Here is a 24,313-nt window from a genome sequence, read left to right on the forward strand (position 1 = left end):
ACACGATGCTTGCGGAACTGCTCAGATTGCTTAAGCGACTCTGGCCGATTACCGTACTCGCCACGACCATGGGCGCCGCGAGCGGCATCGCCACCGCCGCCCTGCTGGCAGTCACGAATCGCACGCTGCATGACGGCGCCGCGGCGTTGCCCACCTTGCTGTGGAGCTTCGCCGGACTGTGCGTGCTGGCGCTTGCAGGCGAAGTCATCTCGGACATCGGCAACAACCTCGTCGGCCAGCGCGTCATCGCGATGCTGCGCAAGAATCTGTGCGAAAAGATCATGGCCGCGCCGATCGGTCAGATCGAACAGTTTCGCAGCCATCGGCTGATCACCGCACTGAATCAGGACATCGATACGATCAGTTCGTTTTCGTTCATGTTCTCGAGCCTCGCCATCGCCACCGCGACGATCGTCGGCTGTCTCGGTTATCTGTTTGTGCTGTCACCCATGTTGCTGGTCATCGCGCTCGTCGCCATCGCTCTCGGCTCGATCGTGCAAACGTTGGCGCGGCGCGTGGGGATTCGCCGTTTCGGCGCGGCGCGCGAAGCCGAAGATCGCCTGCAGAAACACTATCGCTCGATCACTGAAGGCGCCAAGGAACTGCGCCTGAACGGCCAGCGCCGCAGCTTCGTCTTCGAGCATGAACTGTCCGGCACCATCGAGGCGATCTTCCGGCTGCGCGTGCGCGCCGCCAATGTCTTCGTCAGCGCGAATGCGTTCGGTTCGCTGCTGTTCTTTATCGTGGTCGGTCTGATGCTGACGTTGCAGACGTGGTCGCCGGGCGCGGACCGCACGATCATCACCGGCTTCGTGCTGGTCCTGTTGTATATGAAAGGGCCGATCCAGGAGATCGTCGGCGCGCTGCCGTCGATCGGCCGCGCACAAGTTGCATTTCAGCGCATCGCCGAACTCTCCGCCCGGTTTTCGACCCGCGAGCCGTCGCTCGTCGCCGGCCACAAAACCGGCTCGCCCGAGCGTCTCGCCGATGTGTTCGATACGATCGCGCTTGCCGGTGCCCACTATCGCTTCGCCCGGCCGCAGGACGAACGCGACGCCCCCGCCGCGGATAGCGGCACCAGCGATACGGACAGCGCGGGCAGCGGCTTCGAACTCGGGCCGCTCAGCCTCACGATCGAACGCGGCGAGACGCTTTTTATCGTCGGCGAGAACGGTTGCGGCAAAACCACGCTGATCAAGCTTCTGCTCGGACTGTATCAGCCTGACGCAGGACAGTTGCTGCTCAACGGCGAAGCGGTGCGCGACGAACATCTCGACGACTACCGCCAGCTTTTCTCGGCGGTGTTCTCCGACTATTACCTGTTCGACACGCTGATTCCCGGCGAAGCCGCCCTCACCGCCGAAGCACAAAAGTATCTCGAACGGCTCGAGATCGCCCACAAGGTCTCGGTACGCGACGGCGCGTTCACGACCACCGATCTGTCGACCGGGCAGCGCAAGCGGCTCGCTCTCGTGCACGCCTATCTCGAACGCCGCCCGGTGATGGTGCTCGACGAATGGGCCGCCGACCAGGACCCGACTTTCCGGCGCATCTTCTACACCGAAATCCTCCCGGACCTGAAACGCCAGGGCAAGACCCTGATTGTGATTTCGCACGACGATCGCTATTTCAGCGCTGCCGACCGCTACATCCGGCTCGAAGAAGGCCGCATTGTCGAAGAGGTTCGGCCCGTGCGCGTGCCGGCAGCCTCGCAGGTTGCGGCCAGTGCCTCCTGATGCGGCGCCGCGGCCGCGTTCCCGTCACCGATAACAGCCTGTCTGTGAAGATCTCATGCCTCTGACCGTTTTTCTGAGCCGTTGCAGCCGTTTTGCCCGTCTGCTGACCGCCTTGCCCGTCGCCCTCGGCTTGCAAAGCTGTGTCGCCCCGAGCGCCGATCAGGCCGCGCTCACGGGCCCCTATCAGGTCGAGATCCGTCGCACGGCGCTCGGCATTCCACATCTGAAAGCCGACGACTGGGGCAGCCTCGGCTACGGCTATGGCTACGTGCAGGCGCAGGATAACCTGTGCACGATGGCAGACGGATTCGTCACCTATCGTGGCGAACGCTCGCGCTACTTCGGCGCCGATGCGCGCCCGACTACCGACGCTACCTTCGGACAGCCAACCAATCTCGACGCGGATTTCTTCTTCCGTTTTGTCGACGACGATGCAGCAGTCGCGCGTTATCGCAAGAACCAGACTGCCGATATGCGGTCGCTGATCGACGGCTTCGTCGCGGGCTACAACCGGTATGTCGGCGATCTTGCGCATGGCGATTTTCCCGGAGCGAACGCGGCATGCCGTGCCGCACCCTGGGCCGGCAAGATCAACGTGGCGGATGTTTACCGGCGCCTCTATGCTGCGAACCTCGCGGGCGGCGAAACCCGCTTCGTCGCAGCGATCGCGACGGCACAGCCGCCCGTGTCCGCTCCGCCGTCGCAGCAGGGCGCGTTGCACGAGCAAGGGCTCACGTCCGCCGCAGCCACGCTCGCCGCAAACGCGCCGCTCGCAGACTTCGGCGGCCATGCCGGCATCGGCAGCAACGGCCTTGCGTTCGGAGCGGACGCCACGCGCGGCGGCAGCGCGATGCTGCTCGGCAATCCACACTGGTTCTGGAACGGTCCCGACCGTTTTTACCAGGCGCAACTCACCATTCCCGGCAAGCTCGATGTGAGCGGTGTGTCCTTTCTCGGCGTGCCGTTGATTGTGATGGGCTTCAACCAGAATGTCGCGTGGACGCATACGGTCTCCACCGCCAGGCGCTTCGGCCTGTTCAAGCTGAATCTTGTAGCGGGCTCGCCGACCACATACGAGGTCGACGGCAAGGCCGAGGCGATGACGCCCACGCGCGTAAGCGTCGACGTGCGCGCCGCGGACGGTTCGCTTCATGCCGTTTCGCGCACGCTGTACCGCTCGCGCTTCGGGCCGCTCGTCAATCTCGGCGCGATGTCGCCGGCACTCGCATGGAACGCACAGCAGGCGTTCGCGTTGCGCGACATCAACGCGGACAATTTCCGGGTCTTCGAAAACTTCCTCGAATGGGACCAGGCGGCTTCGCTCGACGACTTCATCCGCATCCAGAAGAAGAACGCGGCGGTGCCGTGGGTGAATACGCTCGCCATTGGCCGCGGCGACCCGCGCGTGTGGTACGCGGACATCGGCGCGGTACCGAACGTGCCCGACGAGCTTGCGCAGCGTTGCACGCCGCCGGTGGGTAAAGCGCTCGCCCACTCGATGCCGGGCGTGCCGTTCCTCGACGGTTCACGCAGCGATTGCGACTGGCGTGTCGAAAGCGGCTCGGTGCAGCCCGGCGCATTGCCGGTCGCACAGATGCCGAGCCTGTTGAGGCGTGACTACGCGGGCAATTTCAACGGCAGTTACTGGCTCAGCAACCCCGCCGCGCCGTTGACCGGATTTGCTCAGGTGGTCGGCGCAACGGGTGGCCAGCAATCGCTGCGCACCCGTCTCGGCCACGCGATCGCCGCACAGTTGCAAAGCAATCCGGCCGGCGTCTCCGCCGACGCGCTCAGCCGCGCCGCGCTGGACAGCCGTTCGATGTCGGCCATCCTCTTCAAGCAACCTGCGCTCGATCGTTTGTGCAACGGCGGCCAGCCGGCCGGCGTGAATTCCGGAGAACTGCGCAAGGCCTGCAGCGTACTCGCCGCGTGGGACAACACCGCTTCGGCCAATGCGGTCGGCGCGACGCTCTGGGACGAGTGGTGGCGGCGTCTCCTATTGATTGCGCCCGCGCAACTGTACGACGTGCCGTTCGACCCCGCCCGGCCGCTGACCACGCCCGCGGGTATCGCGGCCGACCCCGCCAGACTCGCCGCCTCCCTGCACGACGCCATGGCCGCGCTCGAGAAAGCCGGCATCGCGATCGATGCACCGCGCAGCGCAGCGCTCTACGTGCAACGCAACGACGAACGCATCGCCCTGTTCGGTGGCTGCGACGCGGGCGGCTACTTCACGGCCGCATGCGCGGCGCACCCGTTCGACTCCCGTGCCTATTCGATGAACGTCAATCCGAACGGCAACAGCTACCTGCAGATCGTGTCGTTCGCCGGGGATGACGTGCTTGCGCAGACGCTCATCGCGTCGTCGGAATCCGATGATCCCGCCTCGCCTCGTTTCGCGGACGGTACGCGCAGTTACGCCGCGCAACGCTGGCTGACTATTCCGTTTTCCGAAACGTCGATCGCCCGCGATCCTGCGCTGACCCGTCGTACGTTGAGCTCGTCGGACGCACAAACGCGATGAACGCCAAACTGGCATGGAGGAGCTGAGCATGCCCATTCAACTCGCCCAATCCCTCCCTGTCCGGGCGTACGGCACGCCGTACGACGGTTCCTCCGACGCCATGCCCGATCCCTGCGAGATCACATTTTCCGCGCATCGGATGACGCGGCAGTATCCGTCCTGGATCGATGTGCCGCGCCCGGGTGAACTGCATCTGTGGCGCTTCCGGGCTGGATGGCTGCCGGTCTCGATCCAGGAAGGCGACCGATGGCTTTCGGAGACCGAGCGTGGGCGCGCGAGGCTGAATCCAAACTCCGCACTGCGCAAACGTTTCGTTGCCGCACGCGTGGTGCTGCGCTGGATCGTGGCGAATCTGCTGGACCTGGCCCCGCACGAGGTGAAATTCATCGATGACCATGCCGAGCAACCGGGCGTTCAACTTCCCCCCGACAGCCACCCGGTTGCGATCGACATCGCATACGGCGGAATCTGGATCGTGATCGGCATCGCTTCGGGCGCGCTCGGCCTCGGCGTCGCGATGCCTACGCCAGGAAACGAGACGGCCATACCAGGCGAGGCCCGTGCGAGCATCTGGCCGACTGGGGTGCCGGATCGGCACGCGGACCGATTCCGCTACGCGGACGAGGCTCTTCAGTCCGCGCGCTACAGCAGCCTGTCGAACGCTTTAAAGCGGCCATCCATCGATATCGAACCGCTGACCCTCCGCGCCAATGCCACGGCAACCTTCGTCGATCTGCCGGCGGCTGGACGCTGGCATGTCGTCGATGTACCGATGCCCGGCAAAATTCGCGCTGCGGTTTCAATTGCGCACCCTGTCAAATCGATTCAGGCATTCGGGTGGCCGAAAAGCTGACGCGGCGCCCGCGCATATCGTGCCCCACCGCGTCTCTCCCGGTCGCGGTGCCGGGCAGAGCGGCGGATTTGTCGTTCAGTCAGTTGTCCCACGACGTACCCCAAAACAGGAAATCAACGCGACCCAGTTTCGGGGACGAGTTTGAGCACGTGCAAATTGTGGAACATGTCGGAACAGGGCGGAATGCTACCACCCCGGAAAAAGATAAAGCCCTGACTTATCAGGGCTTTTCGGACTTCAGTGGCTGTCTGCGGCACATCAAATTTGATTTGATGGTGGAGGTAAGCGGGATCGAACCGCTGACCTCTTGCATGCCATGCAAGCGCTCTCCCAGCTGAGCTATACCCCCTTGCAGAACAGAAACGAGATTTTAGAGGCCAATTTGCGCTTTGTAAATACCCTTTGCGCAATTGCATGCGACTTTTTTCGCAAGTCGCATGCAAACCCTCTTAATGCAAACGCGAACGCGCTTAAGCCAACGCTTTTTCGATACGGCTCACGACAACATCGCGGCCGAACAGCATCAACACGCTATCGATCGAAGGCGTATGCGTGGTACCCGCCACCAGCAGACGCACTGGCATGGCCAGTTGCGGCATCTTCAGCTTGTGCGCGCCGAGCGTGGCCTTCAACGCCGCAGCGATCGCTTCCTTGGTCCACTCGACTGTTTTGAGCGAAGCGGCCAGATCGGCAAGCGCCGGACGCACCACATCCGTGACGTGCTGCGCGAGCGCCTCGGCGTCAGGCGCCGGCGTGCGATAGAACATCGCCGCGTTTTCGGCGATTTCCTTCACCGTCGATGCACGGTCCTTCAGCAAGCCCACCACCGACGTCAGATCGGCGCCTTGCGCAATGGCGGCTTCGTCGATATCCAACCCCGCAAAGAAAGGCTTGGCGAGCTCGGCAAGACGCGCGTTGTCCGCTTCCTTGATGTAGTGCGCGTTGAGCCAGTTCAGCTTGTCGTGGTCGTACTGAGCCGGCGACTTGCCCAGATGCTCCAGATCGAACCATTCGACGAATTGTTCACGCGTAAAGATTTCCGCGTCGCCGTGCGACCAGCCCAGACGCGCCAGATAGTTGACCACCGCTTCCGGCAGAAAGCCGGCGTCGCGATAACCCATCACGCTCATTGCGCCGTGACGCTTGCTCATCTTCTCGCCCTGCTCGTTCAGCACGGTCGGCAAGTGCGCGTAGACCGGCGGCTCGGCGCCGAGCGCACGCAGAATGTTGATCTGACGCGGCGTGTTGTTCACGTGGTCGTCACCGCGAATCACGTGCGTGATGCGCATGTCCAGATCGTCCACCACCACGCAGAAGTTGTAGGTCGGCGTGCCGTCCGGGCGCGCGATCACGAGGTCGTCGAGTTCTTCATTCGAGATCTCGATACGGCCTTTCACAGCGTCGTCCCATGCGACTACACCAGAGAGCGGATTGCGAAAGCGCAGCACGGGCTGCACGCCGGCCGGCGGCTCCGGCAGGACCTTGCCGGGTTCCGGACGCCAGGTGCCGTCATAGCGCGGCTTTTCGCCGGCCTCGCGCTGGCGTTCGCGCAGTGCGTCCAGTTCTTCCGTCGACATGTAGCACGGGTACACGAGCCCCTCGCCCTGCATCTGCTTGAGCACTTCGCGATAACGGTCCATGCGCTGCATCTGGTAGAACGGGCCTTCGTCGATATCGAGGCCGAGCCATTCCATCCCTTCGAGAATGGCGTCGACCGCTTCGGTACTGGAACGCTCGACGTCGGTGTCCTCGATCCGCAGCACGAAGGTCCCTTTCATCTTGCGCGCGAACGCCCACGGATAAAGCGCGGAGCGAATGTTGCCGAGGTGGATGAAGCCGGTGGGACTCGGTGCGAAACGGGTACGGACGGAGGTGGTCATTAGCGGTTACTCGGAAGACAGGCGCCGGCGCCGTGGCGAACATGGCCAGTGAAGCGCGGCAGCGGACCGCGTCCATGCAGCAGAAAGCTGCCTTGCACAGACACGAAGGAAATGAATTCAAGAGCCGAATTATACCTTCCGAACACGCGGTGCCTGCCCTCGTCCGAATGGCCAGCGGCAGCACACAAGACGCGCGGGAAGCGCGCCTCGGGAGGACTGAGCGTTTCCTCTGCAACGTTTCATTACCGGAGCGACGCGTGCCCGGAGCTTTGATTTATGATGTGCGCGCGCTGCGGGTGGGGATAGAACCACAGTGCATGGAATCGCCACCGGCCATTCCGCCCGTTTGACTATCCGCCTGATCGCGGCACCGGTTGCGCCGATCGCGCCGCCTCTGCCGTTGCTGGAGAACCCGTTGAAACCGTCATCCCCTCGCCTTGCCCGTCGCAACTTCTCATTGGCGGCCGCCTCCGCGGTGCTCGCTGCCTGCACCACGACCGGCGGCAGCAAGACCGATAGCACGCCGGTCGCCACCACGCCCACCGTCAACCCACCACCGCTCGACAAACCGCAGCGGCCGATCCGCGTCGGCCTTGCACTAGGCGGCGGCGCCGCGCGCGGCTTCGCGCACATCGGCGTGATCAAGGCACTCGAGGCGCGCAATATCCAGGTCGACCTCGTGGCCGGCACCAGCGCGGGTTCGGTGGTGGGCGCGCTATACGCCTCGGGGATGAACGGCTTTGCACTGAACAAGCTCGCGCTGACCATGGACGAAGCGTCGATCAGCGACTGGGCGATGCCGTTTCGCACGCGCGGCTTTCTGCAAGGCGTCGCGCTGCAGAACTACCTGAATACGACGCTCAACAACCGTCCGATCGAGAAGATGGCCAAGCCGCTCGGCGTGGTCGCCACCGATCTGAAGACCGGCCAGCCGATCCTGTTCCAGCGCGGCAACACCGGCATTGCGGTGCGCGCATCATGCAGCGTGCCATCGATTTTCGAGCCGGTGAAGATCGGCGGTCACGAGTATGTGGACGGCGGCCTGGTGAGTCCGGTGCCCGCCTCGTTCGCGCGCAAGATGGGCGCGGATTTTGTGATTGCCGTGGACATTTCGCAGCGCCCGGAAAGCGGCCTTACAGCCAGCTCGTTCGACGTGCTGATGCAGACTTTCACGATCATGGGCCAGACGATCAAGGCCTATGAACTCGACAAGTACGCCGACATTGTGATCCGCCCGAATCTGGCCGCGATGAGCGGCAGCGATTTCTCGCAGCGCAACGCAGCGATCCTGGCCGGCGAGGAAGCCGTAGCGAAGATGATGCCCGAGTTGCAACGCAAGATGGCCGCAAGCCGCGCCGCGGTGTAACCCGGCAGGATCGCGCCGGTTCTACCGGCCGGCGCGCGGAAGATTCCGTGCCACATCGGTAAGCGCTCAAAACGCAAAAAGCCTGCTTCAAACGAAGCAGGCTTTTTTTGTCGCACCAGAACCGCTGGCGCGAACTGAATGAGTTACTGATTACCGCCGATCGACGCATTCACGCGCTTGCGCAGATCTTCGCCTTCCTGATAGGAGGTCTCGATCCGGCGTGCACCAGTAAAGCGCTTTTCCCAATACCCGCTATCCATATCGTCGACGCGGATCGTGCTGCCCGTAGAAGGCGAATGCACGAACTTGTTGTCGCCGATGTAGATGCCAACGTGCGAGAACGTGCGGCGCATCGTATTGAAGAACACCAGATCGCCCGGCTTCAGGTCGCTGACGCGAACTTTTTCGCCGACGCGGCTCATTTCCTCGGCGCGGCGCGGCAGCGCCATACCGAGCGTGTCCTGGAACACGTAGCGAACGAAGCCGCTGCAATCGAGTCCCGAATCGGGCGTATTACCACCCCAACGGTAGCGAACGCCGATCATGTTCAGCGCGCCGACCACCACGTCGCCTGCTTTGCCGGCCATGCCGGACAGGAACGATTTGGCGCCGCCGTCGCTGTCAGGAGCGGCCGATTGCGAATTGAGGGGGGACAAAGAATTCGACCCGCTGGGGGTCGAATATGAGGCATTCTGATTAAAACTGCTTACTTCGTCGGCGAACGCGCCGGGAGCTGCTGCCATCAAGACGCCAATGAACATCCCGGCGACGACGCGCGTGCAAGCCTGGGTTAGGTTTCTGTGCTGCATTGGTCGGTATTTTTTGCCTAAAAATCAGTGGGCTACGGAAAAAAGTTTGGTCGATACTAGCCAGTAAGTATTCACGTGTCAAAACAAATAGAAAAATACAATCGAGACACGCACCCAATTGGTGAAAGAGTGCAAAATCAGTGGTCCAGCGCCGCTTTCAGCAGCTTTCGGGTGTAAGGGTGCGCCGGTGTCGCAAAAATCTGCTCAACGTCGCCGCTTTCGACGATCGATCCGTTTTGCATGACCGCGACGCGATGCGCCATCGCCCCGATCACGGCCAGATCGTGACTGATAAAAACGAAGCCGAGGTTGTACTTCTGTTGCAACCCGGCAAGCAGTTTCAGCACCTGCTGCTGGATCGACACGTCGAGCGCGCTGGTCGGTTCGTCGAGGATCAGGATGCGCGGTTCCAGCACCAGAGCCCGCGCGATCGCAATCCGCTGACGCTGGCCGCCGGAGAACTCATGCGGATAGCGGTACAGCACCGTGCGGTCCAAACCGACTTCCCGCAGCACCGAGACCACCTTGTCGCGCCGCGCCTCCTGGCCCATTTGTGGCCGATGCAGCGCGAGCCCTTCGCCGACGATCCGCTCGATGGTTTGCCGCGGCGACAGCGAACTGAACGGGTCCTGAAAGACAACTTGCATATTCGAGCGTAAGGCGGTCTGTTCGGCGCCGCGATAGCTGCCGAGCGCCCTGCCCTGAAACTCGATCTCGCCATGCACCGTGCGTTGCAGACCGAGCAGCGCCATTGCCAACGTCGATTTGCCCGAACCCGATTCGCCGACGATCCCCAGTGTCTCGCCCTGGCGCACCGACACGTTCGCATCGGCAACCGCGCGAAAGTGCCCCGAGCGAAACCAGCCGCTCAAGCCCGGCAGCTTCGTTTTGAAATCGACTGAGACATCGCGCGCTTCCAGCAGCACCGGCGAGATCGGCAGCACAGGGACCACCGTGCGTTGCGGGCGGCTCGCCAGCAGACGTTGCGTGTACGGATGCTGCGGCGACTCGAACACCTGCTCGACCGACCCGCTTTCCACGAGTACGCCCTGCTCCATCACCGCGATGCGTTGCGCGAAATGGCGCACCAGATTCAGGTCATGCGTGATCAGCAGCACGGCCATGCCGCGCTTCTCGGCTTCGTCGCGTTGCAGTTCCAGCAGCAGCTCGACGATCTGTGCGCGGATGGTCACGTCGAGCGCCGTTGTCGGCTCATCGGCCAGCAACAGGCGTGGACGGCACGCGAGCGCCATCGCGATCATCGCGCGCTGCCGCTGACCGCCTGAGAGCTGATGCGGATAGCTGTTCACACGCTTGCCGGGCTCGGCAATGCCCGTGCGTCCCAGCAACGCCACCGCGCGCTTACGCGCCTCGTTCGCCGTGACGCCGTCGTGCACCACGATCGTCTCCGCAATCTGGTCACCGACCGTATAGAGCGGATTGAGGGCCGTCATCGGCTCCTGAAAGATCATCGCGATGTCCGAGCCGCGCATGCCGCGCATCTCACGCTCGCTTTTCGCAAGCAGATCCTGGCCATCGAAACGGATCGCCCCGCTCACCTGCGCGTCGCTCAACAGACGCAGGATCGACAGCGCGGTCACGCTCTTGCCCGAGCCCGATTCGCCGACCAGCGCGACCCGCTCGCCGCGTTGAATCGCGAGCGTCACGTCGCTCACCGCGACGGTGTCGCCGAAGGTCACATGCAGATGATCGAGTTCCAGCAGCGGCGGCGTCACAGCCTGTTTTGCGTCGTTCTCTACCATGGCGCTCACTGGTTGCCTCCTGCGCGCATGGCATCGGAAATGCGTGTGTCCAGCGCGTTGCGCAGCGCGTCGCCCATGAACGTCAGCAGCAATAGCATCGCAACCAGCACGCCGAATGTGGACAGCGAGATCCACCACGCGTCGAGATTGGCTTTGCCTTGCGCGAGCAGTTCGCCGAGGCTCGGGGTCGGAGACGGCACGCCGAGGCCGAGAAAGTCGAGGCTCGTGAGCGCGAGAATTGCGCCGCTCATGCGGAACGGCAGAAACGTGATCACCGGCGTCAGACTGTTGGGCAAGACGTGCCGCCACATGATCTGCCAGTTCGAGAGCCCCATCGCTCGAGCCGCACGCACATAGTCCTGATGGCGATTGCGCAGAAACTCCGCGCGGACGTAATCGGACAAACCGATCCAGCCGAACAGCGAGAGCAGCACGATCAGCAGAATGAACCCCGGCTCGAAGATCGACGAGAAAATGATCAACAGGTAAAGCTCCGGCATGGCGCTCCAGATTTCGATCAGGCGTTGCCCGATGATATCGATACGTCCTCCGAAGTAACCCTGCACGGCGCCCGCGGCAATCCCGAGCACGGTGCCGATCAAGGTCAGCACCAGTGCGAATTCCACCGACACGCGAAACCCGTACAGAAGACGCGCGAAGAGATCACGGCCACGGTCGTCGGTGCCGAACCAGTTATCGCGCGACGGCGGCGCCGGATTTGGCGCCTTCGAGAAGTAATTCAGCGTGTCGTAGTAGTACCGGTTCGGCGGATACACGGCGAAGTTACCAGGCGTGTCGAAACGATGCTTGATATACGGATCGAGATAGTCGGCGGGCGTCGGGAAGTCGCCGCCGAAGGTGGTCTCCGCGTAGGTCTTGAACATCGGAAAATACAACTGACCTTCGTAGCGCACTACGAGCGGCTTGTCGTTCGACCACAGCGGCCCGGCGAGGCTCGCTGCAAACGCCACGACGAAGATGATCAGACTCCAGTAGCCAAGACGCTGCTGGCGAAAACGCTGCCAGACGCGACGCGCGGGCGTGGGTGACACGAACGCGCGAGCCGGTTCAGTGCGCGCCGCCGCATCGGCTGAAAGACGGGCTCGATTCATCAACGCTCCAGTTGTTCGAATTGGATGCGGGGATCGACCCACACGTAGCAGAGATCGGAAATCAGCTTGGTCGCAAGCCCGATCAGCGTGAACAGATACAGCGTGCCGAGCACGACCGGATAGTCGCGCCGCACCACCGATTCGTACGACAGCAGGCCGAGTCCGTCGAGCGAAAACAGTGTCTCGATCAGCAGGCTGCCGGTGAAGAATGCACCGATGAACGCCGCCGGGAAGCCGACGATCAACGGGAGCAACGCGTTACGAAACACATGCTTCCACAGCACGCGCTTTTCCGACAAACCTTTGGCGCGCGCGGTCAGCACGTATTGCTTGCGGATCTCGTCGAGGAAGGCGTTTTTCGTCAGCATCGTGACGACCGCGAAACTACCCACCACCGAGGCCGTGATCGGCAACGTGATGTGCCACAGGTAGTCGACGACCTTGCCGCCAAAACTCAGTTGCGCCCAGTTGTCCGAAGTGAGATTGCGCAGCGGGAACAACTGCAGGAAGCTGCCGCCGCCGAACAACACCAGCAACAGCACGCCCAATACAAAGCCTGGAATTGCATAACCGACCAGCACGACGAGGCTCGTCGCGATATCGAAGCGCGAACCGTTGCGCACCGCTTTGGCGATGCCCAATGGCACCGATATCAGATACGTCAGAAAGAACGTCCATACGCCGATGCTGATCGACACCGGCAACTTCGAAACGATCAGCGACCACACGCTCTGGTGGCGGAAATAGCTTTGGCCAAGGTCGAACGTCGAGAAGCGTTTGAGCATCAGGCCGTAGCGTTCGAGCGGCGGTTTGTCGAAGCCATACAGCACTTTCAGTTGCGCGATCTGCTGCGCGTCGACACCGGTATGCGTGCGCAGCCCGAACGGTGCGCCATTCTCCGCGCCTTTGCGCAGCTCGTGCTGCATCTGCTCGACCGGGCCACCCGGGACAAACTGGATCACGACGAAGGTCAGCGTCAGCACGCCAAGCAAAGTCGGGATCATCAACAGCAGGCGTTTGAGGATGTAGCTCCACATGGCGTCGTTTCCGGTGCGAAGGCGATGAATGAATGGACGCGTTCAGTGCGACTGTGTTTGCGGCTCTTGCGGCGGCTGCGGCTGTACATACCACCACATCGACGTGATCCAGCCTTCCGCGCCATAGTACAGAGGCAGCGTCTTCGGCCACGCGAGACCGCGCTTGAACGCCACCCGGTGCGAAGCGCTGTACCACTGCGGAATCACATAGTAGCCATGCATCAGCACGCGGTCGAGCGCGTGCGTCGCGTCGATCAGCTGCTCGCGCGTCTGCGCATGCACAAGCGCGCTCAGGATCGCATCGACGGCCGGCGACTTGACCCCGATCACATTGTCCGAACCGTTGGTGTCTGCAGCCTTACTACCAAAACGGTCGATCTGCTCCGAACCGGGCACTTGCACATCCGCCATACGGATCGTAGTCGCATCGAAGTCGAATGCGTCGAGTCGCTTCTGATAGACCGCGAAGTCGGACGCTCGAAACGTCGCGGTGATGCCAAGTTTCTGCAGGTTGCGGATGGGGGTCGCGACGATCGGCTCAAACTGCGCGGACGAGCCGGAATCGTCGAGAATCTCGAACTGGAATGGCTCGCCTTTGGCGTTACGCAAGGCGCCGTCGCGATAGGTCCACCCCGCCTGCTGCAACAACGCGCGCGCTTGCAGCAGATTGGCGCGCAACGAGCCTGGCGGATCGGTGTCAGGCTGCTTTGGCGGCAAACCGAATACGGCCGGATCAAGCTTGGCGCGCCACGGGTCGAGCAGCGCCAGTTCGCCCGGAGAAGGCGTGCCCTTCGCCTGCAATTCCGTATTGGCGAAGAAGCTGTCGATGCGCGTGTACTGATTGAAGAACAGTTGCCGGTTCAGCCACTGAAAGTCGAGCGCGAGATCGAGCGCCTTGCGCACGCGTACGTCCTGGAACAATGGCCGCCGCGTGTTGAGCACGAAGCCTTGCATGCCAATGCCGTTATGTTGCGGGAATTCGCGTTTGATCAACTCACCGCTATCGAACTTCTTGCCGACGTCGCGCCGCACCCAATTGCGCGCGATATATTCGACCAGTGCGTCGTACTCGCCCGCCTTGAAGGCCTCGAGCCGCGCTGTGCTATCCGAATACAGCTTGTAGACGATCCGATCGAAGTTGTTCATGCCGACCCGCACCGGCAACGTCGCGCCCCAATAGTTCGGATCACGTCGGTAGGCAATCGTGCGACCGTTCTCATACTGATCGATCAGATAAGGGCCGCTGGCGATCGGCTTCTCGAACGCCAACTGGTCGAACGCGATCCGGCTGCCGTCCGGCTTCAGCCCCCACTTGTGCGAAAACACCGGCATGCTGCCCGCCAACAACGGCAACTCGCGATTGCGTTGATGAAACTCGAAGCGGATCGTATGCGGATCAACAACCACTGCGCGTGTGATCTCGCCAAAAATCGACGCGAATTGCGGCGCGGCCTGCGGGCTCTTCAGCGTGTCGAGAGAAAACTTGACGTCGTCCGCGGTGACGGGATCACCGTTCGAAAAGCGCGCGCGCGGGTTGATGTGAAAAGTGGCCGACAGGCCGTCGGGCGCGATCTTGATGTCGTCCGCGAGCAGGCCATAGGCGGACGCCACTTCGTCGCTGCTGCCGATGGTCAGGCTCTCGAACATCAGGTCGACGCCCGGTGCGGGGTTACCGCGCAGCGTGAACGGATTGAATTTATCGAAGCTGGTAAGCCGGCTCGGATTGGCCAGCACCAGCGTGCCTCCCTTTGGCGCATCCGGGTTGACGTAATCGAAGTGCTTGAAATCCGCGGGGTATTTCGGCTCGCCGTATTGCGCGATCGCATAGACTGCCTGGACCTCGGGCGCCGCGAGCAAACCGGCGACGAGTGACACGCCGCATAGCGCAACAGCGCACGCCGAGCGTGAGGAGCGCGGCACAACCGGTAGACCGACACGCGATAGCCTGTGAATCACGCTGCACCAAAGTGCACGAGGCGTTTGAACCCATCGCGAGCCAGTTGTCATAGGGGCCTTGTTGGTCAGTAGGCAATTGCGGTGTGAGGGAATTCTACCCAATAAACCTGCGCAATCCGCACATCTCATCTACAAGACGTTTGAGTGCGTGGAGCACGGACCTCATTGGGAGAATTCATGAGCGTCCTCGCTGGCAAACGACTCCTGCTGACCGGCTTACTGTGTTGACTCGACGCTTTCGACTCAGCCCGCTGGTTTCGCGAACACAATAAAAAACCGCCCTTTTGGGGGCGGTTTTTTCAACGCGGCAACTGCGTCAACTGTGGCTTTTTGATGACTTAGTGCCAGCCACGATGATTGTCGTAGTGGTCACGGCCGTAATCGTAGCGGCCCGGGGGATGACGGCGATACCAGTCATCACGCGCCCAGTAGCGGCGGCCGTCCCAATAGCGGTCGCCGTGCCAGCCGATCACGATCGCCGGGCCGCCGTAGTACACAGGAGCCGGTTGATAGACGACGGGCGGCGGCGGGGGCGGCGGCGGTGCGTAGACCGGAGCCGGCGCCACGTAGACCGGCGCAGGAATGCCGATGTTGACACCAATGTTGAGCCCGCCGGCCATTGCAGCACCCGACGCAGCCAACCCGAGAACCCCGATCAGAAGTGGAACAAGACGTGCGGACTTCATCGATCACCCTTTTGAAGAATGTGTGTTGTTGGCCGAAATATAGCGCAAGGCAGCCGTCCGCGTATTTCAACTTTGTAATAACTGATGCACAACATCGCAAGGGTGGCCGCTTCGTTACGTCTCGTTACACTGGACAAAGATTTGGTGAAAAAGTGGTGGCGGTGTAATCGAGCCGTCTTGCCGTTGGTCGTTTAGTCGCCCATCTGTCGGCAAGTTGCTCATCGTTCACCGCCCTCGCCGCTGCGGGGTAATTCTGGTCGCCGCATCCGCGCGTGCCTGGTCATCCGGTCGCCGCAGGGTTCACGATCCGCCTTGTGGCCTTAAAAATGGCGGCGCACTCAAATCAGTAGGATGTCGAAGCATTCTTGCGGCACGTAGTGGGCCCGGCCTAGCTCCAAAACCGTCCACTCCATCCGCCTCAATCTCCCCTGCCTTCCCGCTCGCTCGCGCCGCACCCCCAGGCAATTCATATCGGATCGCAAGATAGCGTGGCGCTGCAAAGCGTCGCCTCTCGTCCAAGCGACCTCTCCACCTTTCCATCTCTCCGCCCCGATAGCCGCAACCCAACCGCACCCATTCGCATCGGCCGCCAAAACGAACATTGAATGTTCGAAAGAACATTTAGACAAAATCCACATGTCGCCGGTCGTCCGACCTCATCACCTTCAACGCACGGCACAAAAAAGCCTAATTCAATAGATATTTCAAGAAACTCAACCACTTAACCAATGGTTTTCCCTAGTATCCGATAGCTCTGCTAGTGATACGATGACTGACACTAAACGAAGATAAATGTTCGAATTCGCGCATGCCTGCCGTCCAGCGGCCAGTCAGCGGACACATTGGGTACGGAGACAGATTTTGAAAACAATCATTGGTTTGCGCTGGTGGATCATCGCGCTCGTGTGTGCCGGGACGATCGTCAACTATCTGTCGCGCAACGCCCTCGGTGTGATGGCGCCGCAGTTGACGCAGCTGTTGCACATGAGCACCAAGCAGTACTCGTACGTAGTCGGTGCGTTCCAGGTCGGCTATACGATCATGCAGCCGGTTTGCGGCCTGATCATCGATCTGATCGGATTGCGCCTCGGCTTTGCGCTGTTCGCCTGCCTCTGGTCGTTGACGGGCGTGTTGCACGGTTTCGCGACCGGCTGGCTTTCGCTTGCGGCCTTGCGCGGCCTCATGGGGTTGACTGAGGCCGTCGCCATCCCGGCGGGCATGAAGGTGGTCGCCGAATGGTTTCCCAATCGCGAGAAATCCGTGGCGGTGGGCTACTTCAATGCGGGCACGTCGCTCGGCTCGCTGCTCGCCCCGCCGCTCGTCGTCTTCCTGTCACTGAGATATGGCTGGCAAAGCGCGTTTGCGGTGACCGGTGCGCTCGGCTTCGTATGGGCTGCCGCCTGGTATGTGCTGTATCGCTCGCCGGCCGATCACGCGCGCATCAGCGCGGCCGAGCGCGAAACGATCGTCAGCGGACAAACCCCGGGCGCACCGCAACGGCGCAGCATCCGCGAAGTCCTCCGCACGCGCCGCTTCTGGGCGATCGCGCAAGCGCGCTTCTTCGCGGAACCGGCGTGGCAAACGTTCAGCTTCTGGATTCCCCTTTACCTCGCAACGCAACGCCACATGGATCTGAAGCAGATCGCGCTGTTTGCGTGGCTGCCGTTTCTTGCCGCCGACCTTGGCGGCCTCTTCGGCGGCTACCTGTCGCCGTTCCTGATGAAGCATTTGCGCATCCCGCTGATCGGCTCGCGCATCGCAGGTGTCGTGCTCGGCGCTTTCATGATGCTCGGACCGGCCTGTATCGGCCTCGTCGCCTCGCCGTATCAGGCGATCGCGCTCTTCTGCGTGGGCGGCTTCGCGCATCAGATGATCTCAGCGCTCGTCAACACCTTGGCAGCCGACGTCTTCGACCCCAGCGAAGTCGGCACCGTGGCCGGATTTGCCGGGATGTCCGCGTGGATCGGCGGTCTGGGTTTTTCGCTGCTGGTCGGCGCGCTGGCCGATACGATCGGCTACACGCCGCTCTTCGGCGCCCTCGGCGCGTTCGATCTGATCGGCGCCACGCTGCTGATCATTCTCATGCGCGGCGTCAAACGCGACGCACGTCCGCATCAAGTCGACAACAACGCCAGCCCTGCTGCGTGACCTCACTCGAAGACCCATCATGCGTTCACTGACGAATCTGAAGCACCCGCCGCTTTTTTCACTGTCGTCCCATACCGGCAACCACGTCGTTCTTGCGACACAGGAAAACTGCCGGATCGAACTGTTCGTTCTCGCCGACGACATCATCCGCGTACTCGTTCTGCCGGACGGCGAAACGCACGGTCCGCGGACCTGGTCCATAGCGCCGGGCACTGACGACGTTCCGCTCGAAGGCCGCGATCGCCGTGACATGAGCGGCTTCACCCCGCCGCCGTTCACACTTTCAAGCGACGCCGGGCACGTCGTAATCGAAACGGCCTGCATCCGTTTGACGGTCACGCTGGAGGGCGGATTCTGCGCGTGGGACATCCTGCACGATTCGGCATGGCATCGCGTGATGAGCGATCGGAAGACGCAGGCGTATAACTTCGGCTGGTGGGACGAGCGCGTGTACCACTACATCGAGCGTCGCAAGGACGAAATGTATGTGGGTCTCGGCGAGCGCGCCGGATCGCTGAATCGCGCGGACCAGTCCTACGAAATGCGCAACATCGACGCGATGGGTTATAGCGCGCGCACGACCGATCCGCTCTACAAGCACATCCCCTTTTACGTGACGTGGCAGCCGGAAAGCGCCACAGGATTCGGCCTGTTCTACGACACGCTTGCCGACTGCCGCTTCGATATGGGCCGCGAGCTCGACAACTATCACGGGCACTACCGGCATTTTGTTGCCGAACATGGCGATCTCGACTACTACTTCATCGCATCGGCGGGCACGCCCTTGCACGCGGTGCGCCGCTTTACGTGGCTGACCGGGCGTCCGGCCTGGATGCCGAAATGGGGACTCGGCTACTCCGGCTCGACGATGAGCTATACCGACGCACCCGACGCGCAGCAGCGCATGGGCGAATTCATCGAACGATGCAGCGAGCACGACGTGCTCTGCGATTCGTTCCATCTGTCCTCGGGCTATACCTCGATCGGGCCGAAGCGCTACGTGTTCAACTGGAACCACGAGAAGTTTCCGGACATCGACGGCTTCGTGCGCGGCTATCTCGAGCACGGCGTGCGTCTATGCGCGAACATCAAGCCGTGCCTGTTGCAGGACCACCCAGCATTCGACGAAGTGGCGCGCGCCGGTTTGCTGATCGCGTCGAGTGACGGCAATCCGGCGTGGGTGCAGTTCTGGGACGAAGTCGGCGCGTATCTGGACTTCACGAATCCCGCCACCATCGACTGGTGGAAGGCGCGCGTAAAAGACAGCCTGTTGAAACACGGTATCGCCGCCACCTGGAACGACAACAACGAATTCGAAATCTGGTCGCCCGACGCGATTGCCCAGGGCTTCGGCCAGCCGTATCCTGCGCGCGAGACGAAGGTGCTGCAAACGCAGCTGATGATGCGCGCGTCGCACGACGCACAACGCGAATACACGCCGGACCGTCGGCCATTCCTCGTGTCCCGCTCGGGCGGCGTGGGCATGCAACGCTATGTGCAAACCTGGTCCGGCGACAACTACACCTCGTGGGAAACGCTGCGTTTCAATCTGAAGATGGGCCTCGGGCTCGCCATGTCCGGCGTGTCGAACAGCGGCCACGATATCGGTGGATTCTCGGGTCCTGCGCCCGGTCCGGAGTTGTTCGTCCGCTGGGTCGCCTTCGGCATCTTCCTGCCGCGTTTCAGCATTCATTCCTGGAACGACGACGGCACAGTCAACGAGCCCTGGATGCACCCCGAAGTCACGCAGCAGGTGGCGGATCTAATCAAACTGCGCTACCGGCTGATTCCCTACCTGTACGAGTTGCTATGGCAATCGCACAGCGCGTACGAGCCGATACTGCGTCCGATGTTCGCGGAGTTTCCGCACGATCCGCGTTGCCTCGCTGATGGCGACGACATGATGCTGGGCTCGTCGATGCTGGTTGCACCGGTGGTCGATGCGGGCCAGTCGACGCGCGACGTCTATCTGCCGACCGGTGCACGTTGGGCGTCGTACTGGAGCGGCGAGGTGTTCGAAGGCGGTCAGACGGTGACCCTGCCGGCCCCGTTCGAGCAGCCAGTGACCTTGCTGCGTGAAGGCAGCGTAATTCCGCTGAACATCGCGGAACAACACTTCGGCCGTCCTGCCGAGGAACGTGCGTTCATCGCCGTGCCGCATGCCGGCGCAGGCATCGCTCACGGCAACTGCGTCGAAGACGACGGCGAAAGCGAAGCCTGGCGCACAGGCGCGCAAGGCCGCTGGGACGTCACGATTACAAGCGATGCGAGCACGCTGCGCATTTCAATCGTGCGGGAAGGCTGGGTCCAGCAACCGCAGCAGGAAGTTCGACTGCTCGTGCCCAAGGACGACACACGCGCGGCCGTCTGCATCGACGGCGCGCTGGTGGCCGACCACACCGCCGACGGCTGGCGATGCCTGACGATCGCCATCGCCCACTGACACAGCATGCATCACCTACCTGAAGACCAACGATTCCCTATCCAATCCGGAGACCCGCTCATGAACTCATTGAAGCGCGCGCGTACACGCGCACTCGTCCTCTCGTGCCTGCCGTTTGCGGGCGTCGTGCTGTCAAGCGGCGCGTCGGCGCAAAGCAGCGTGACGCTGTACGGCGTCGTCGACAACGCGTTCACCTATGTCAGCAACCAGAAGGGACACTCCAACTTCTACATGAGCCAGGGCAACCTGCAGGCGAGCAAGTTCGGCCTGCTCGGTGCCGAAGACATTGGCGGCGGCACGAAGGTGATTTTCAGGCTGGAAAGCGGCTTTAACTCGCTGACCGGCGCGCAAAGCAGCGCGGGCTTCATTTTCAATCGGCAAGCGTATGTCGGGCTCAACAACGACAGGTACGGAACGGTGACACTCGGCCGCCAGTACACGCCATACTTCCAGATGGTCGGCGCACTCGGGCCGACGGGCGTATTGACGGGCGCAACCGGCGCGCATCCGGGCGACCTCGACGCGCTCGACACCACACTGCGCCTCAACAATTCGGTTACCTATCTTTCGCCGAACCTCGCCGGTTTGCAATTCAGCGCGCAGTACGGCCTGGGCGGTGTGCCGGGGAGCGTCGCCAACGGCAGCCAGTTCAGCGCTGCTGTTCGCTACGACTACCAGCCGTTTGCGATCGCGGTGGGCTACCTGAAACTGAAAGACATCGCGACGAGCCAGGCACTCGGCAGCTACGCGGTCAACTCGCCGGTGAACAGCGGCTACGCGACGGCACGCAGCGCGCAATTATTCGCCGCAGCGGCGCGCTACACCCACCAGGACCTGATGGTCGGTGTGAACTATTCGAACGTGCAATACGCGCCGGGCAACAGTTCGTTCTTCACCGGCGAAGGCGTATTCAATACCTACGGCGTGATTTCCACGTACCGGATCACGCCGGCCGTGACGGTCGGCGCCGGCTACAGCTACACGCAGGCGAGCAAAGCGAATGGCATCAGCGATGCCGCGCGCTATCAGCAGGTCTCGCTCGAGCAGACGTACAACCTCTCTGCTCGCACGACGTTATACGCACTGGAGGCGTATCAGCATGCGCGCGGCAAGACCCTGGTCGCGTCGGGCAGCACTGGCACGAGTATCACTGACGCAGTGGCGGTGGTCGGCGACTCGCAGAATACGACGCCGTCGTCGGGGCCGTCGCAATTCGTCGGCATGGTGGGGTTGCGGCACGCGTTTTGATGCAGATAGGAGATTGAATGCCCGCTCCAGAATGGCAGGAATTCCGGAGCGGAAAAGGCCAATTGCGAGTCTGGAAAAACAAAACCCCGCAGAGCCTAGACTCTGCGGGGTTTGCCGCCATTGCTGGCGGAGACGGAGTAATTTGGCGGAGAGAGCGTCCCACATAGTGAAATCCAGCAACCTCCATTGAGTTCCAAAAACCCTTTGGTATCAACGATGTAGTGATGAATCGGGGAAGCCCGAGTTCCACAAACATCCTGTCAACGCCAAGGGAAGCCAGGAACCATTTGCTAGTCAATTCGATAGTACAGGAGGTTTGTATGCGGACCCTCAACCGGCTCACCGCCATCCAGGTAACCCGTGCGAAAAGGCCCGGAGTCTACAGCGATGGAGGTGGTCTTTATCTCCAGGTCACTCGCTCGTTGGCCAAGTCATGGCTCTTCCGTTACATGCGGCAGGGCAAAGCACGGGGTATGGGCCTTGGGCCCACCCATACGGTATCGCTGGTCGATGCTCGTATCAAGGCACTTGACTGTCGTCGCCAGCTTATCGACGGTGTCGATCCTCTGGATGAAAAGCTGGCGAAGCGGCGTGCCGAACAACGGGAACGGCCTAAGTCACTTCCGTTCCGGGACTGCGCCAGCGAATACATCAAAACGCATCGGGCGTCGTGGAAAAACGCCAAGCATCAGGCGCAATGGGAAAGCACCCTGACGACCTATGCGTACCCCGTGCTGGGGGACATGCCAGTATCAGAAATCGATACGGACGAAATCATGGAAGTCCTCAAGCCGATCTGGGCGTCCAAAACAGAAACGGCGACTCGCGTCCGTGGGCGAATCGAGTCAGTCCTCTCCTGGGCCACCGTGAATCGCTACCGTTCTGGTCTCAACCCTGCGCGCTGGAAAGGCCATCTTGACCAGCTTCTGGCCAAGCCCTCCCGCCTGCAGAAGGTACAGCACCACTCGGCCCTGCACTACCGTGATGCCCCTGCTTTCATGACGCTTTTGCAAAGCCAGGAGGGACTCGCTGCGCTTGCATTGCAGTTGGTCATCCTGACTGCCAGTCGGACCATTGAGGTGATCGGCGCACGCCGTTCGGAATTCGATCTCGAGTGTCAAGTCTGGACCGTTCCAGAAGAACGCATGAAAGGCGGGCGCGAACATCGCGTTCCCCTCTCCACTGCCACTATGGCACTCCTCCAGCCTTTGCTCGATACCGGGTCCAGCGCCTTCGTATTTCCGGCGATCAGGGGCGACAAACACCTGTCGAACATGGCCATGCTCCAGCTTCTCAAACGGATGGAACGCGCTGACCTGACGGTGCACGGGTTCCGTTCCACGTTCAAGGATTGGGCGCGTGAAACCACCAGCCATTCCAAGGAGGTTTCGGAGGCGGCTCTCGCGCACATCATTGGCGACCAGACGGAGGCCGCTTATGCGCGCGGTGATCTGTTTGCCAAACGGGCTTGCCTGATGCAGGACTGGGCGGACTATGTGAGCGGGCAATCAACCCCATAACCTCCAGTCGGTTCACGGCACGACTGTGATGCGCGCCAAAACGGCAGAAGCGCCGTGCCAGATTAACCCCTCGCACGGCGCTTTCAGCGACAACATTGGAGAATCGATCTCATGAATTTCCCTCATTCAATACCCTCTGGCGAACAACGTAAGAGCGAATTAAAGCCCACCACGGTGAACTACCGAATGAGTTGCGCTCGAGCAGTTTGACGCGGATACGCCGTTCCGCTTCGCGAAGTTGAACGGCAGCAGGCCATTGATATCAGCATCCGTTGCGCGCTGCGACAGCTCGGTCAACACGCGAAGCAGATATGTGTGTATAAATTTGCGCTTACGGCTTATTACCCAACTAGTCACGAGCCAATTCTGATTGACGTCAAAGTAGACCGATTAGCATGATAATCGGCCGTTGTTTCGTCACGCCGCCGTCGGGCACGTCGTCAGCCACTGACGGCGACAGCACGGACTCCAATCTGATAAATGGAATGTCATGTCGGTGAAATCTTTGTCTTTCCCCGCTGCGTTGCTCGCGATACTGCTACTCCTTGGTTGCACTGCTGTGCATGCCGAAGGGAATTGCCCCCAAGGGTATTACCCCATCGGCGGAGGTTCCCCTGGTGCGCCTCAAGGCTGTGCGCCCATCCCAGGATACGATCAGGGGCAGCAACACCAAGCTGCCCCACAATGGCTTTCCAAGTGGGGGGCCGTAGCCACGGATATTGATAAAGGCTCTCTGGGGGCGGCCACCAGCATGACCAGTAAAGATCAGGCTGAACAGGCGTCGTTGGCCGACTGCCGGGCGAAAGGTGGCGTGCAGTGCAAGATTGAATCGACGTATACGAACGGCTGTATCACGGTTGTAGTGGGAAGCCCTGGATATGCGGTGAATTCTGCTCCTACGCAGGTACAAGCTAACTCGATCGGTATGTCGACATGTACCGGCGCTGGAAATGCGAACTGCCGCATTCTTTATACGGGCTGTAGTCTCCCTCAACGATACTAGTTGCTTTCGTATCCCGGACGGTCCGGCTCTATCAGTCCACTTTCGCACCGGACGCTTTGACTATCGGTAAGCGCGCAATCGGGCCCACGGAATTAATGTCGCTGGAAGGTCGAGAAATTGCGTAGCGCGACACCGCGTCGATCGGATGAAGTTCGCGCCAGTGCGCTGGTTGGATCAAGCCGGACTGCGTGCCGCAGCTGTCCGAACAAGCCCACTGGGAGCGGCGTCT

At 61.6% G+C, this 24,313-nt stretch carries 16 protein-coding genes and 1 tRNA gene; 9 read left to right on the forward strand and 8 right to left on the reverse strand.

What is annotated here, in order from left to right; genetic code table 11:
• Positions 1-5: 5 nt before the first annotated feature.
• The 3 genes from BM438_RS05835 to BM438_RS05845 are packed head-to-tail and all read left to right on the forward strand — an operon-like array spanning position 6 to position 5,113.
• Positions 6-1,736 carry a cyclic peptide export ABC transporter gene (locus tag BM438_RS05835; RefSeq protein ID WP_093633374.1) on the forward strand — a complete coding sequence of 577 codons (1,731 nt, stop codon included), beginning with the start codon at positions 6-8 and terminating at the stop codon, positions 1,734-1,736.
• Positions 1,737-1,791: 55 nt separating this feature from the next.
• Positions 1,792-4,260, forward strand: coding sequence for a penicillin acylase family protein (locus BM438_RS05840; RefSeq protein ID WP_093633375.1), 2,469 nt, complete (start codon positions 1,792-1,794; stop codon positions 4,258-4,260).
• A gap of 28 nt (positions 4,261-4,288) precedes the next feature.
• Entirely contained in the window at positions 4,289-5,113 is an 825-nt protein-coding gene (locus tag BM438_RS05845; protein WP_234487525.1) for a 4'-phosphopantetheinyl transferase family protein, read from the forward strand.
• Between the two features lie 273 nt (positions 5,114-5,386).
• Here the strand turns inward: BM438_RS05845 and BM438_RS05850 are convergent.
• A tRNA-Ala gene (locus BM438_RS05850) sits at positions 5,387-5,462 on the reverse strand.
• Between the two features lie 121 nt (positions 5,463-5,583).
• Positions 5,584-6,993: a glutamate--tRNA ligase gene (gltX, locus tag BM438_RS05855; RefSeq protein WP_093633377.1), complete on the reverse strand. Its 1,410-nt coding sequence runs from the start codon at positions 6,991-6,993 to the stop codon at positions 5,584-5,586.
• Positions 6,994-7,408: 415 nt separating this feature from the next.
• On the opposite strand from gltX, the gene BM438_RS05860 reads away from it, so the two are divergent.
• Positions 7,409-8,359: a patatin-like phospholipase family protein gene (locus BM438_RS05860; protein WP_093633642.1), complete on the forward strand. Its 951-nt coding sequence runs from the start codon at positions 7,409-7,411 to the stop codon at positions 8,357-8,359.
• Positions 8,360-8,502: 143 nt separating this feature from the next.
• On the opposite strand, the gene BM438_RS05865 is transcribed toward BM438_RS05860, so the two are convergent.
• From BM438_RS05865 to BM438_RS05890, 6 genes are all read right to left on the reverse strand, one after another.
• Positions 8,503-9,168: a C40 family peptidase gene (locus tag BM438_RS05865; RefSeq protein ID WP_054041036.1), complete on the reverse strand. Its 666-nt coding sequence runs from the start codon at positions 9,166-9,168 to the stop codon at positions 8,503-8,505.
• A gap of 137 nt (positions 9,169-9,305) precedes the next feature.
• Entirely contained in the window at positions 9,306-10,931 is a 1,626-nt protein-coding gene (locus BM438_RS05870; RefSeq protein ID WP_093633643.1) for an ABC transporter ATP-binding protein, read from the reverse strand.
• A gap of 5 nt (positions 10,932-10,936) precedes the next feature.
• Positions 10,937-12,043, reverse strand: coding sequence for an ABC transporter permease (locus BM438_RS05875; RefSeq protein WP_093633378.1), 1,107 nt, complete (start codon positions 12,041-12,043; stop codon positions 10,937-10,939).
• Positions 12,043-13,080 carry a microcin C ABC transporter permease YejB gene (locus BM438_RS05880; RefSeq protein WP_093633379.1) on the reverse strand — a complete coding sequence of 346 codons (1,038 nt, stop codon included), beginning with the start codon at positions 13,078-13,080 and terminating at the stop codon, positions 12,043-12,045. Before BM438_RS05880 ends, BM438_RS05875 begins: the two co-directional genes overlap by 1 nt.
• 42 nt (positions 13,081-13,122) lie before the next feature.
• Positions 13,123-15,087, reverse strand: coding sequence for an extracellular solute-binding protein (locus BM438_RS05885; protein WP_093633380.1), 1,965 nt, complete (start codon positions 15,085-15,087; stop codon positions 13,123-13,125).
• 287 nt (positions 15,088-15,374) lie between these two features.
• Complete coding sequence (locus BM438_RS05890) at positions 15,375-15,722, reverse strand: hypothetical protein (protein ID WP_093633381.1); 348 nt, start codon at positions 15,720-15,722, stop codon at positions 15,375-15,377.
• An 861-nt stretch (positions 15,723-16,583) separates the two neighbouring features.
• Between BM438_RS05890 and BM438_RS05900 the strand changes: the two genes are divergently transcribed.
• The 5 genes from BM438_RS05900 (at position 16,584) to BM438_RS46935 (ending at position 24,084) form a co-directional block, all read left to right on the forward strand.
• Complete coding sequence (locus BM438_RS05900) at positions 16,584-17,870, forward strand: MFS transporter (RefSeq protein WP_093633644.1); 1,287 nt, start codon at positions 16,584-16,586, stop codon at positions 17,868-17,870.
• Positions 17,871-17,889: 19 nt separating this feature from the next.
• Positions 17,890-20,313 carry a glycoside hydrolase family 31 protein gene (locus BM438_RS05905; protein WP_093633383.1) on the forward strand — a complete coding sequence of 808 codons (2,424 nt, stop codon included), beginning with the start codon at positions 17,890-17,892 and terminating at the stop codon, positions 20,311-20,313.
• Between the two features lie 60 nt (positions 20,314-20,373).
• Positions 20,374-21,561, forward strand: a complete 1,188-nt coding sequence (locus BM438_RS05910) for a porin (protein WP_093633384.1) — start codon at positions 20,374-20,376, stop codon at positions 21,559-21,561.
• 320 nt (positions 21,562-21,881) lie between these two features.
• The gene (locus BM438_RS05915; RefSeq protein ID WP_093633385.1) at positions 21,882-23,081 is read left to right on the forward strand and encodes a tyrosine-type recombinase/integrase; all 1,200 of its coding nucleotides are present in this window, start codon (positions 21,882-21,884) and stop codon (positions 23,079-23,081) included.
• Between the two features lie 490 nt (positions 23,082-23,571).
• The gene (locus tag BM438_RS46935; RefSeq protein ID WP_093633387.1) at positions 23,572-24,084 is read left to right on the forward strand and encodes a DUF4189 domain-containing protein; all 513 of its coding nucleotides are present in this window, start codon (positions 23,572-23,574) and stop codon (positions 24,082-24,084) included.
• Positions 24,085-24,313 lie beyond the last annotated feature (229 nt).

Source organism: Paraburkholderia aspalathi (genome assembly GCF_900116445.1).
In the GTDB taxonomy this organism is placed as follows: Bacteria; Pseudomonadota; Gammaproteobacteria; order Burkholderiales; family Burkholderiaceae; genus Paraburkholderia; species Paraburkholderia aspalathi.